The organism is Pseudomonas sp. F9001 (assembly GCF_013385435.1).
In the GTDB taxonomy this organism is placed as follows: Bacteria; Pseudomonadota; Gammaproteobacteria; order Pseudomonadales; family Pseudomonadaceae; genus Aquipseudomonas.
The window spans coordinates 1-11,391 of record NZ_JACAPX010000057.1 but is presented as its reverse complement, the minus strand read 5'-3'; the positions used below and the strand labels follow the sequence as shown (position 1 = coordinate 11,391).

Below are 11,391 nucleotides of genomic sequence, written 5' to 3'. Positions count from 1 at the left end.
CTGTAAGAGCGGAACCAATAGTCGCCGTTACGAAAATAACGGATATACACCCAGCCCAACTCCCCCCAACACAAATGTCGCATCTGAAATCAGGTCAGACTCTCGTCAATCACCAACACCAGCTTCCCCGAAATCCGATTAGTCGCCAGCTCCGCAAACGCAGCCTCGGCATCCTTGATCGGAAACGTCCTGGCCAGTTGCGGACTCAAGCGCCCCTCGGCAAACAACGGCCATACATGCTGGCTCAAGTCACTGAACAAGTCAGCCTTGAACTGATCATCCCGGCTACGCAACGTCGACCCCAACACCTGCACACGCTTGGCCAACACCTGCGCCAGATCGATCTGCGCCTCACGCCCCCCCATCAATCCAATCAACACCCAGCGCCCATCACGCGCCACCAGCTTGAGATTCAGCGCCGCGTAATTCCCCCCCACCGGGTCAAGAATCACATCGAACGGTCCAAAATCCCTCAAGCCCTCGATGCCGTCAGTACGTACCACACCCCCCTGAGCCCCCAGCGCTTCACAGTACGCAAGGCGATCCGCCGACCCCACGCTGACCCAACACGGGCTGCCAAACGCCTTGCACAACTGAATCGCCGCCGAGCCCACCCCACTGGCACCGGCATGCAACAACACCTTCTCGCCGGGCTTGAGGCCCGCCAACTGGAACAGGTTCAACCACGCGGTGCTGTACACCTCGGGCAACCCGGCCGCTTCGACCAGGGATACGCCCTCCGGCACCGGCAGCACATGCCGCGCATCCACCACCACTTCTTCAGCCATCCCGCCGCCAGCCAGCAAGGCGCAAACCCGATCCCCCACTTGCCACGACGAACCGGCGCCGACTTCGCTGATCACCCCGGAACACTCCAGGCCCAGCACCTGGCTGGCACCGGGAGGTGGCGGATAAAGCCCCGAACGCTGTAATAAATCGGCGCGATTCAGGCCCGCAGCCGCCACGCGAATGCGTACTTGGCCTACATCGCATGTAGGACTTGGCTCTTCTTGCCACTCCACATGACCTTCAACGCCTTGCAATGCTTTCACAGTGCCTCCATAGTGAGTCTGGACTGAGCCCGTTGCTGTAGCGTCGGGCTTTTTGCATTATGCGACCGGCCCATATGGAACCGGCGACTTCAAAGACGGCCTAATATGCGTTATCAATTGCCCCCGCGTCGAATCAGCATGAAGCATTTGTTCCCCAGCACCGCCCTCGCTCTTTTTATCGGTATCGGCCTTTTGCCGCTGTCGAGCAATACGTTCGCAGCCAACAGCTGGGACAACCTTCAGCCTGATCGCGATGAGGTGATTGCCAGCCTTAACGTCGTCGAGTTGCTCAAGCGCCACCATTACAGCAAGCCGCCGTTGGACGACGCTCGTTCGGTGATCATTTACGACAGCTACCTCAAGCTGTTGGATCCCTCGCGCAGCTATTTCCTGGCCAGCGACATCACCGAGTTCGACAAGTGGAAGACGCAGTTCGACGACTTCCTCAAGAGCGGTGACCTGCAGCCCGGCTTCACCATCTACAAGCGCTACCTGGACCGCGTCAAAGCGCGTCTGGACTTCGCCATTGGTGAGCTGGACAAAGGTGTCGACAAGTTCGACTTCACCAAGAAAGAGACCTTGCTGGTTGACCGCAAGGACGCTCCTTGGCTGACCACCGAAGCCGAGCTGGACGACCTGTGGCGCAAGCGCGTCAAGGATGAAGTCCTGCGCTTGAAGATCGCCGGCAAAGAGCCGAAGGCCATCCAGGAACTGTTGACCAAGCGCTACAAGAATCAGCTGGCACGTCTGGATCAGACCCGTGCCGAAGATATCTTCCAGGCCTACATCAACACCTTCGCAATGTCCTACGACCCGCACACCAATTATCTGTCGCCAGATAACGCGGAAAATTTCGATATCAACATGAGTCTGTCGCTGGAAGGCATCGGTGCCGTCCTGCAAAGCGATAACGACCAGGTGAAGATCGTGCGTCTGGTGCCGGCAGGTCCGGCCGACAAGACCAAGCAGGTTGCCCCGGCCGACAAGATCATCGGTGTGGCCCAGGCCGACAAAGAGATGGTCGACGTGGTCGGCTGGCGCCTGGATGAAGTGGTCAAGCTGATCCGCGGGCCGAAAGGCAGCGTGGTGCGCCTGGAAGTGATTCCGCACACCAACGCACCGAACGACCAGACCAGCAAGATCGTGTCCATCACCCGTGAAGCGGTGAAACTCGAAGACCAGGCCGTCCAGAAGCAAGTCCTCAACCTCAAGCAGGATGGCAAGGACTACAAGCTCGGCGTGGTGGTGATCCCGGCGTTCTACCTGGACTTCAAAGCGTTCCGCGCCGGTGATCCGGACTACAAGAGCACCACCCGCGACGTTAAGAAAATCCTCACAGAATTGCAGAAGGAAAAAGTCGACGGCGTGGTCATCGACCTGCGCAACAACGGCGGCGGTTCCCTGCAGGAAGCCACCGAGCTGACCAGCCTGTTTATCGACAAGGGTCCGACCGTGCTGGTGCGTAACGCTGACGGCCGTGTCGACGTGCTGGAAGACGAGAACCCGGGTGCCTTCTACAAAGGGCCGATGGCGTTGCTGGTCAACCGCCTCTCGGCATCCGCCTCGGAGATTTTTGCCGGCGCGATGCAGGACTACCACCGTGCGCTGATCATCGGCGGCCAGACCTTCGGCAAAGGCACCGTGCAGACCATCCAGCCGCTGAACCATGGCGAGCTGAAACTGACCCTGGCCAAGTTCTACCGGGTTTCCGGGCAGAGCACCCAGCATCAGGGCGTACTGCCGGACGTCGATTTCCCGTCGATCATCGACACCAAGGAAATCGGCGAGAGCGCCCTGCCCGAGGCGATGCCGTGGGACACCATCCGTCCTGCGATCAAGCCTGCGGTAGACCCGTTCAAACCGTACATCGCAGAGTTGAAAGCTGATCACGAAGCCCGCTCAGCCAAGGATGCCGAGTTCATCTTTATCCGCGACAAGCTGGCCCTGGCCAAGAAGTTGATGGAAGAGAAAACCGTCAGCCTGAACGAAGCCGACCGTCGTGCGCAGCACACCGACATCGAGAATCAGCAACTGGTGCTGGAGAACGCCCGCCGCAAGGCGAAAGGCGAAGCCCCGCTCAAGGAACTGAAGAAAGAAGACGAAGACGCGATCGCCGCCGAGCCTGATAAAACCAAGCCGGAAGATGATGCCTACCTGAGCGAGACCGGGCGCATCCTGCTGGACTACTTGAAAATCAGCAAGACGGTGGCCAAGCAGTAAATGATGGCGATTTAATGTGAACGCTCCTCGGAGTGTCATCAAATAGACATCATTCTGTCGTGAAATGAAGGACCTGCCAAAGCAGGTCCTTTTTTTTCGACCCGAGAAAATCATGACCATGACCGAACAGCTGAATGCATTGGGCTCAATCCTGGCTCAAGGCAGTTTGCACAGCCTGTTCCAACCCATCATTTCCCTGTCTGAACGACGCGTCATCGGTTATGAAGCCCTCAGTCGCGGCCCGTCCAACAGCCCGTTGCACTCCCCTGTCGCACTGTTCTCCGTGGCCCGCCACGCCGGACGTCTCAGTGAGCTGGAGATGGTCTGCCGGGAAAGTGCCTGCCGGCGGTTCAGCGAGCAGAAACTGCCGGGCAAGCTGTTTCTCAACGTCTCACCCGAATCCCTGCTGGAGACCGCCCACCAGCCCGGCCGTACCCTGCAACTGCTCAGCGACTTCGGCATCCCGCCCAGCCAGGTGGTGATCGAACTGACCGAGCAAACCCCGACCGACGATTTTCAACTGCTGCAAACCGCGCTGCACCACTACCGCGCCATGGGCTTTTCGATTGCCCTGGATGACCTGGGTGCCGGCTATTCCAGCCTGCGGCTGTGGTCGGAGCTGCGCCCGGACTACGTGAAGATCGATCGACACTTTATCGACGGCATCCACCAGGACGCCCTCAAGCGCGAGTTTGTCGGCTCGATCCTGCAAATTGCCAAGGCCTCCCGGGCCCAGGTCATCGCCGAAGGCATCGAGTTGCCGGAAGAGTTGGCGGTGCTCACGGAAATGGGCGTTGACCTGGTGCAGGGCTACCTGCTCTGCCGCCCCCAGGAACATCCGCCGCAGGAAGCGCGGTTGATGCTGCCCAAGCCCGACAACGCCAACGTCGCGCTGAACGACGAAGGCAGCGACCTCAGCGCCCTGCTCAACGAACAACCGGCCGTGGGCCAGCACACCGCCACGGCGCAGGTTTTGGAAGCCTTCCGGCGCCAGGCCAACCTCAATTCCCTGGCGGTGCTGGATGAGCGTGGCCACCCGATTGGCATCGTGCACCGGCACTCGCTGTCAGATGCGCTGCTCAAGCCGTTCGCCACCGATCTGTTCGCCCGCAAGCCCATCAGCCGCTTGATGAGTGATGACTTTCTCGCGGTGGAACTGAGCCAGTCCTTGCAGCAGGTCAGCCGCCTGCTCACCAGTCGCGCACGCCAGCGGATCGAGGAAGATTTCATCATCACCCTCAACGGCGATTATCTGGGGCTGGGCCGGGTGATCGATGTGCTCAAGCTGATTACCGAGCTGAAAATCCAGCAGGCACGCTATGCCAACCCGCTGACCTTGCTGCCGGGCAACGTCCCCATCCAGCAGTGCCTGACGCGGCTGTTGCAGCAACAACGCGAGTCTGTGATCTGCTACGTCGATATCGACAGTTTCAAGCCATTCAACGATATCTACGGCTATGGCCGGGGCGATGAAGTGCTGCTGTGCCTGGCGCAATGCCTGAACGACCGGGTAGACCCCAGCCGCGACTTCGTCGGGCATATCGGCGGTGATGACTTTTTGCTGGTGCTGGGGCCGCAGGATTGGCGCAAGCGGCTGAACCAGTTGCTGGACGACTTCCACACCCAGTGCCGGCGCTTCTATCGCAGCGAGCATCTGGACGCGGGCTGTTTCGTTGCACTGAACCGCCAGGGCGTGCGCCAGGAGTTTGCGCTGCTGTCGCTGTCCATCGGCGTGGTGCATTTGTATCCACAGGCCTGTGGACAACTCGATGCCAGCCAGTTGGCGGAACTGGCCTCGCAAGCCAAGCACCACGCGAAGAACGTGGCGGGCTACAGCATTCATGTGATTGACAGCCTGGAGCTGGGCCAGGCAGAACCGCAGCCGCTCTAGATCAGAGTTGCTCCAGGCGCATCTGCGCCAACGGGTGCCCGGCTCGGGCGGCGATTTTCCACCAGCGTGCCGCTTCCAGCGGATCAGGCGCCTTGCCAAGGCTGCCCGCAAGGCTCAACACCCCAACCTGGTAGGCCGCCTTGCCGTCGCCGGCCAGGGCCGCCAGCCGCAACAGTCGCACGCCTTCTTCACGGGCGCCAAGGCCCTTGCCACGAAACGTCAGGATATGTCCGTAGAAACTCTGTGCTCCTACGTCGCCCAGATTGGCCATGCGCGCGAACTGGCCTTCAAGCCACTGCCAGCCACGCGGCTGTCGCACGAACCAGGACCAATGAAACAACTTGCGCGCCAGCCAGTAACTGGCATACGCCTTGAGCTTCCAGAACACTACGCCTCCGCTGACTCGGGATAATCGTATTCAAATACTCGCACCACTTCGGATGCGTGCCACGACGCCGCGGCCACGCCATCGGACGGCCCGCAGAAGCGCCCGAGACGCTCCACACATTCAAAGAAACCGGTACGTGGCAGGCGACTGGCGCCCTGGCTGATCACCAGGGAACTGCGCAGTGGTTGGTCGGCCTTGGCATCCAGCGCCGCCAGGTGCTCCAGCGCAGCCGTCAGGGTCTGCATGGCCGGCGTGGGAAATTGCAGGCGCTCCAGCAAGGCGCGGTAGGTCAAGAGGTGGCGCTGTCGGCGCGCCTGGTCCAGCTCGTTGAGTAACCCATCCCAATGTTGACGGCTGATGCGTACGCTCACGTTTCGTCCCTCCAACCTGCAACGCCAAGTTCCCAGGCCAGGCTGCGGCGGATGGCAGCGTCCGGCTGGCGTTCACCGCTTTCGATCAGGCCCAGGTAAGACGGGCTGATGCCCACTGTGCGCGCCAGAACCTCGATGGCCAGGCCCTTGGCCTCGCGCAGGCTTCGCAGCTGCTCCAGGGGGCGCAGATCCGGTTCGGCAGTGGCTTGGCTAATGGTCGAAGCGGGAGGCGTTGGCTGTTGCTGACCGGCAGCTTTTAACAGCGCCTGATACTGAGCCCATGGCAGAACCGCATATTCGGGCTCGCCATCCTTTGTAATTATCTGAATATCCATGACTGCCCCGTAGGATCACAACACTTACTTCGTAAGTACTTTCCTTAGGAGTGTAATCCTAACAGCCACAAAGAGCGCAGGGGGATATTCCCAAGGTTCAGTTTTTTTTCAGGTGTTCTTGCGTAAGCAGCTGAGGCGTCGCAGGAAGGCGCTCAACCACCGCAAGTTTCTCGGGGAGCTGACGCTCGCGCCAGGCGCGAAAGGCGCTCAGTTCGCCGTCGAGGGTCTTCATGACCCACGCCAGCACAGCAATGTCGTCGAGCATGCCGAACACCGGGATAAAGTCCGGGATCGCGTCAATCGGGCTCAGGAAGTACATCAACCCTGCCACTACCGAAATCAGCGCCTTGGGGCTGATGGCCCGGTACTCGCCGCGCCAGTAGGCAAGGCACAAGGCCTGGAGCAGCTTGAGGTCGTGCTTGAGCTTGCCCAGCCGGTTGCCCTGGCTCGAGCCTTTGGCGGCGACCGCGAACAACAACGTCGGCAAGCGCCCACGGCCAAGCAGGCGAGCAGCCATGGGCAGGAAGCGGGTGAAATTAAACGGGGCTTTCATCGTCACTCCAGTTCCAGGCGACAGAAAAGGTTATCCACACAAATTGTGGATAACCTTGTGAACAGAGCCTATTTTCCAGGCTGAAAGCCACGTAATACAAGGCCTACAGTCAGATCGGGCGTTTTTTGCGCACATAAAAAAAACCCAAGAATTCATTGACTTGGAGATAATCTGCGTCTACCCGTACTCGGGTCTTTTATCAGACTGCTCTAGCCCGCATGGGTTCGGTTGAATTTGCCCTGGATTCAACTGATCGTTCCCACGCTCTGCGTGGGGATGCCGCCTGTGGCGCTCCGCGCTTGCTGTTAGCGCTAGGCTTGAGCTATGCGCAATGGTGACGCAGAGCGTCACCGGATGCATTCCCACGCAGAGCGTGGGAACGATCGCAGAGCGTGGGGACGATCGCAGAGCGTGGGAACGATCGCACATGCGCAATGGTGACGCAGAGCGTCACGGGATGCATTCCCACGCAGAGCGCGGGAACGATCGCATACGATCGCACAGGCCAGAAACAACAACGCCCCGTCGAGACGGGGCGTTGTGTGTTCAGGCGCTGATTACTTCTTGGCAGCAGGAGCCGCCGGTGCGTCAGGAGCGTCTGCCTTGGACGGGTCCTTGATGGCCAGCAGTTCCAGGTCGAATACCAGCACGGAGTTGGCTGGAATCGCCGGGCTCGGGCTCTGCGCGCCGTAGGCCAGGTCGGACGGGATGTACAACTCGACCTTCTCGCCAACGTGCATCAGTTGCAGGCCTTCGACCCAACCCGGAATCACGCCGCTGACCGGCAGGTCAATCGGGCTGCCGCGATCCACGGAGCTGTCAAAGGTGGTGCCGTTGGTGAGCTTGCCGGTGTAGTGAACAGTCACTACGTCGGTAGGCTTGGGTTGAGCACCGTCGGCTTTCTTCACGATCTTGTATTGCAGACCGGAAGCGGTGGTGACAACGCCGTCTTTCTTGGCGTTTTCTTCGAGGAATTTCTTGCCGGCAGTTGCCGACTCTTCGCTCATCTTGGCCATACGCTCTTCAGCACGTTTTTGCAGTGCGGCGAAGGCTTCGACCAGCTCGTCGTCTTTCAGCTTCTGTTCTTTCTTGCCGACGGCATCTTCGATGCCTTGGGCTACCGCTTTGGAGTCCAGGTCATCCATGCCTTCCTGGGCAAGGCTTTTGCCCATGTTCAGGCCGATACCGTAGGAAGCTTTTTGCGCCGGGGTTTTCAGCTCTACGCTGGTTTGCGAATCACAACCCGCAAGTACCAGGCTAACCAGGGCCACCGCCGCCGCCAACCGATGCTGTTTCATGCTATTTCCTTGTTCGTGTGCCAAAAGGGCATTCGAGTAAAGTCGCGAGCTTATCAGGCGGCCACGACCAATGGCTACCGGCATGTGAGCAGGAAACTTCTGATAAGTTCACGTGTTTAAAAGCATTTTCATTCAATCCAGGGCCCTGCAACGGACGGCAGCAGCGCTGGAACGAGACTCATGGCCACTTGCCGCACTGCTGGCCTGATGGCATAAGAACGCTACAACTCGACAAGGATAGTTATCTTGCGCATTTTTTCCCGTGTTTTGCTGATGATTTTCATACTGCTGGGCCTGGTCCTGGCGGTGGTGCTCTATTACGTGGTCAACCCGAAGCTGCCGGTCTACGTGCCAGTGGAACAGGTGCACTACCAGGATCAATGGAGCGCCGCAGATCGCCAGACCTACTATTTCACGCCCCAGGGCACCCAGGTCAAGGGCCTGCGGTATGCCTGGTTTACCGCCTTGGAACTGCCGTTCTCCGAGCAGCGTTTCGCCACGCCCGAGTACCTGGCGCGCTTTGGTTTTCTGGTAGACCCCAGGCAAGTGCCCACCGCGCAGAACCCCGGCAACCTGCCGGTGGGTTTCGCCCGGCATAAAAATGCTGGCAGCAATGATGAGTTCCTCGACATCACCTGCGCCGCCTGCCACACCGGCCAGTTGAACTTCAAAGGCCAGGGCCTGCGGATCGACGGCGGCCCGGCGCAGCATGTGCTGCCGTCCAGCGTACCGACCCTGCGCGGCGGCAGCTTCGGCCAGGCGCTGGTCGCCAGCCTGGCCTCGACCTACTACAACCCGTGGAAATTCGAGCGCTTTGCCCGCACCGTGCTGGGCCATGACTACGACGACCAGACCGCAGCGCAACTGCGCCAGGACTTCAAGAAGTCCCTGAACAACTTCCTGAAAGTCGCCTGGAACGACACCCACCGCGGCCTCTACCCCACCGAAGAAGGCCCGGGCCGCACCGACGCCTTTGGCCGTATCGCCAACGCCAGCTTCGGCGACGCCATTTCCCCCGACAACTACCGCATCGCCAACGCCCCGGTGGACTACCCGCAACTGTGGGACATCTGGACCTTCGACTGGGTGCAATGGAATGGCTCGGCCCAACAACCCATGGCCCGCAATATCGGCGAAGCCCTGGGCGTCGGCGCCACCCTGGACTTCTTCGACAGCGCCGGCCAGCCGCTCCAGGGCGATGCGCGCTACGCCTCCAGCGTGCGGGTTCGCGACCTGAATACCATCGAAGAAACCCTGCAACGGCTCAAGCCACCCACCTGGCCCGAAGACCTGTTCGGCGCCATCGACAAACCGCTGGCCGCCCAGGGTCGCGCACTGTTCGCGGAAAACTGCGCCGGCTGCCACGTGCCAGCGGTGTCCCAGGTCGATGGCCGCCCGGTGCGACAATTGAAAATGCTCCCGGTGGAGGTGATCGGCACCGACCCCGCTACTGCCAACAATATCGCTGACCACCGCTTCGACCTCAGCGCCCTGCAATGGGACCCGGCGGAGTTGGCGAAAATGAACGTCGAACTGCACCCCACGCCCACCGAGCCGCTGGACCTGCGCAGCCTCTCTTCAGCCAAAGGCCTGGCCTACATCACCGCCTTTGTCGAAGACCACGCCTACCGTGCCGCCGGTGTGACACCTGCCGAACGCCCGCGCCTGGACGGCTTCGGCCTGCCGATCGGCGTACGCGAATTGCGTGCCTACAAGGCACGGCCCCTGGCCGGGGTGTGGGCGACACCACCGTTCCTGCACAACGGCTCGGTGCCGACGATCTACCAATTGCTCTCGCCCCAGGACGAGCGCAGCCCGACCTTCTATAAAGGCACCTTCGAATACGACCCGCGCCACCTGGGCTATCAAACCGCCGCGTTCCCCAACGCGTTCCTGTTCGATACGCGCATCACCGGCAACCACAACAGCGGCCACGAATTCCGTGCCGGGCAGCGTGGCAACGGGGTGATCGGCCGAGGCTTGCTGCCCCAGGAACGCTGGGCGCTGCTGGAATATTTGAAAGTGCTGGGCGGCCCGCTGGAACAGCAACTGCCCTGACCCAACCGACTTCGCAGAAAAGGATTTTTAAATGCTCGCTCGACTTTGGCTGCGCCTCGGCGCGTTTCTCGGCAAGACCCTGTTGTGGCTGGTGGGCCTGGGCCTGCTGGGCTGGTTGCTGTCCACCCTGTGGTTTGCCTGGCAGCACAGCGGCCCGGTATCGCCGGATGAACAGATCCCGCCGGGGGAAGCGGCCATGACCCAGGGCATCATCCAGACCGCCGTGCGCATCGTCGATCAACACCGCGAAGGCACGCGTTACCTGCGGGATGCGCATGCCAAGGCCCATGGCTGCGTGAAGGCCGAGGTCAGCGTACTGGCGGACCTCGACCCGGCCCTGCGCCAGGGCGTGTTCGCCGAGCCGGGCAAGACCTGGCAGGCGATGATGCGACTGTCCAACGGCAATGCGTATCCGCAGTTCGACAGCATCCGGGATGCCCGGGGGATGGCGATCAAGTTGCTGGACGTGCCAGGCAAACAGCTGCTGGCGGATCAGCAGGCGCGGGGTGAGCAGGACTTTGTGATGTTCAGCCATCCGAATTTTTTCGTCAGTGATGTGGCGGAGTATGCGCAGAACATTTCGGCTCAGGCCGATGGCAAGAAAGTCATGGCGTTTTTCCCCGGGGTGGATCCGCGCAGTTGGCAGGTGCGGCATTTGTTTATCGCGCTGGCGACGTTGGCGCCGCCGCCGGTGAGTCCTACGCAGACGACGTATTTCTCGGTGTCGCCGTATAAGTTTGGGGCGGCGAATGCGAAGTTTCGGGTGGCGCCGGATCCCCAGGGGTGTCCTGCGTATGTGCTGCCCAAACAGAATCAGGACCTGCCGAACTTTTTGCGCAGTGCGTTGAATCAGCAACTGTCGACGGACCGGGTGGCGGCGTGTTTTGTGTTGCAGATTCAGCGGCAGAATCCGCAGAAGTTTATGCCGATCGAGGACACCAGCGTTGAGTGGAAAGAGAGTGATGCGCCGTTTGAGACGGTGGCCAAGGTGGTGATTCCGGCGCAGGACTTTGATACGCCGGCGTTGAATCTGGCTTGTGATAATCAGTCGTTTAATCCGTGGTTTGGGGTGGAGGCGCATCGGCCGATTGGGGGGATTAATCGGTTGCGTAAGGCGGTGTATGAGGCGGTCAGTGATTATCGGCATAGCCGGAATTTGTAGCTCCGCGGTGTGGGGTGCATATCCATTGCTGCGGTTATGGCCGCTATTGGTTCCGCTCTTACA

Annotated in this window: 10 protein-coding genes; 4 read left to right on the top strand and 6 right to left on the bottom strand. The window is 60.5% G+C overall.

What is annotated here, in order from left to right; translation table 11 throughout:
• Window positions 1–89: 89 nt before the first annotated feature.
• The gene (locus tag HX818_RS30500) at window positions 90–1,052 is read right to left on the bottom strand and encodes a zinc-binding dehydrogenase (protein WP_087694978.1); all 963 of its coding nucleotides are present in this window, start codon (window positions 1,050–1,052) and stop codon (window positions 90–92) included.
• A gap of 138 nt (window positions 1,053–1,190) precedes the next feature.
• Between HX818_RS30500 and HX818_RS30495 the strand changes: the two genes are divergently transcribed.
• On the top strand, window positions 1,191–3,272 hold the full coding sequence (locus HX818_RS30495; protein ID WP_023659269.1) for a carboxy terminal-processing peptidase: 2,082 nt from the start codon (window positions 1,191–1,193) through the stop codon (window positions 3,270–3,272).
• Between the two features lie 112 nt (window positions 3,273–3,384).
• Complete coding sequence (locus HX818_RS30490; protein WP_023659268.1) at window positions 3,385–5,163, top strand: bifunctional diguanylate cyclase/phosphodiesterase; 1,779 nt, start codon at window positions 3,385–3,387, stop codon at window positions 5,161–5,163.
• 1 nt (window position 5,164) lies between these two features.
• On the opposite strand, the gene HX818_RS30485 is transcribed toward HX818_RS30490, so the two are convergent.
• The 5 genes from HX818_RS30485 to HX818_RS30465 all read right to left on the bottom strand — a co-directional run bounded on the left by HX818_RS30485 (window position 5,165) and on the right by HX818_RS30465 (window position 8,108).
• Window positions 5,165–5,551, bottom strand: a complete 387-nt coding sequence (locus HX818_RS30485; protein ID WP_087694979.1) for a sel1 repeat family protein — start codon at window positions 5,549–5,551, stop codon at window positions 5,165–5,167.
• A complete protein-coding gene (locus HX818_RS30480; RefSeq protein ID WP_003211116.1) occupies window positions 5,551–5,922 on the bottom strand; it encodes a hypothetical protein in 372 nt (123 codons plus the stop codon). The genes HX818_RS30485 and HX818_RS30480 overlap by 1 nt, the downstream gene beginning before the upstream one ends.
• Window positions 5,919–6,257, bottom strand: coding sequence for a helix-turn-helix transcriptional regulator (locus HX818_RS30475; RefSeq protein WP_003211117.1), 339 nt, complete (start codon window positions 6,255–6,257; stop codon window positions 5,919–5,921). Before HX818_RS30475 ends, HX818_RS30480 begins: the two co-directional genes overlap by 4 nt.
• Before the next feature lie 97 nt (window positions 6,258–6,354).
• Entirely contained in the window at window positions 6,355–6,810 is a 456-nt protein-coding gene (locus tag HX818_RS30470; protein ID WP_177021328.1) for a YkvA family protein, read from the bottom strand.
• Window positions 6,811–7,367: 557 nt separating this feature from the next.
• The gene (locus HX818_RS30465) at window positions 7,368–8,108 is read right to left on the bottom strand and encodes an FKBP-type peptidyl-prolyl cis-trans isomerase (RefSeq protein ID WP_003211122.1); all 741 of its coding nucleotides are present in this window, start codon (window positions 8,106–8,108) and stop codon (window positions 7,368–7,370) included.
• Between the two features lie 246 nt (window positions 8,109–8,354).
• Here HX818_RS30465 and HX818_RS30460 point away from each other — a divergent pair, with 246 nt between their 5' ends.
• Both HX818_RS30460 and HX818_RS30455 read left to right on the top strand, forming a co-directional pair.
• A complete protein-coding gene (locus HX818_RS30460; protein ID WP_177021327.1) occupies window positions 8,355–10,166 on the top strand; it encodes a di-heme-cytochrome C peroxidase in 1,812 nt (603 codons plus the stop codon).
• 31 nt (window positions 10,167–10,197) lie between these two features.
• Window positions 10,198–11,328 carry a catalase family protein gene (locus HX818_RS30455; RefSeq protein ID WP_177021326.1) on the top strand — a complete coding sequence of 377 codons (1,131 nt, stop codon included), beginning with the start codon at window positions 10,198–10,200 and terminating at the stop codon, window positions 11,326–11,328.
• Window positions 11,329–11,391: the final 63 nt, after the last annotated feature.

Bases quoted from the DNA above. Each gene is read 5' to 3' on its own strand.
- HX818_RS30455 (WP_177021326.1), top strand. From the start codon at position 10,198: ATGCTCGCTCGACTTTGGCTGCGCCTCGGCGCGTTTCTCGGCAAGACC.
- HX818_RS30465 (WP_003211122.1), bottom strand. From the start codon at position 8,108: ATGAAACAGCATCGGTTGGCGGCGGCGGTGGCCCTGGTTAGCCTGGTA.
- HX818_RS30475 (WP_003211117.1), bottom strand. From the start codon at position 6,257: ATGGATATTCAGATAATTACAAAGGATGGCGAGCCCGAATATGCGGTT.
- HX818_RS30495 (WP_023659269.1), top strand. From the start codon at position 1,191: ATGAAGCATTTGTTCCCCAGCACCGCCCTCGCTCTTTTTATCGGTATC.
- HX818_RS30490 (WP_023659268.1), top strand. From the start codon at position 3,385: ATGACCATGACCGAACAGCTGAATGCATTGGGCTCAATCCTGGCTCAA.
- HX818_RS30470 (WP_177021328.1), bottom strand. From the start codon at position 6,810: ATGAAAGCCCCGTTTAATTTCACCCGCTTCCTGCCCATGGCTGCTCGC.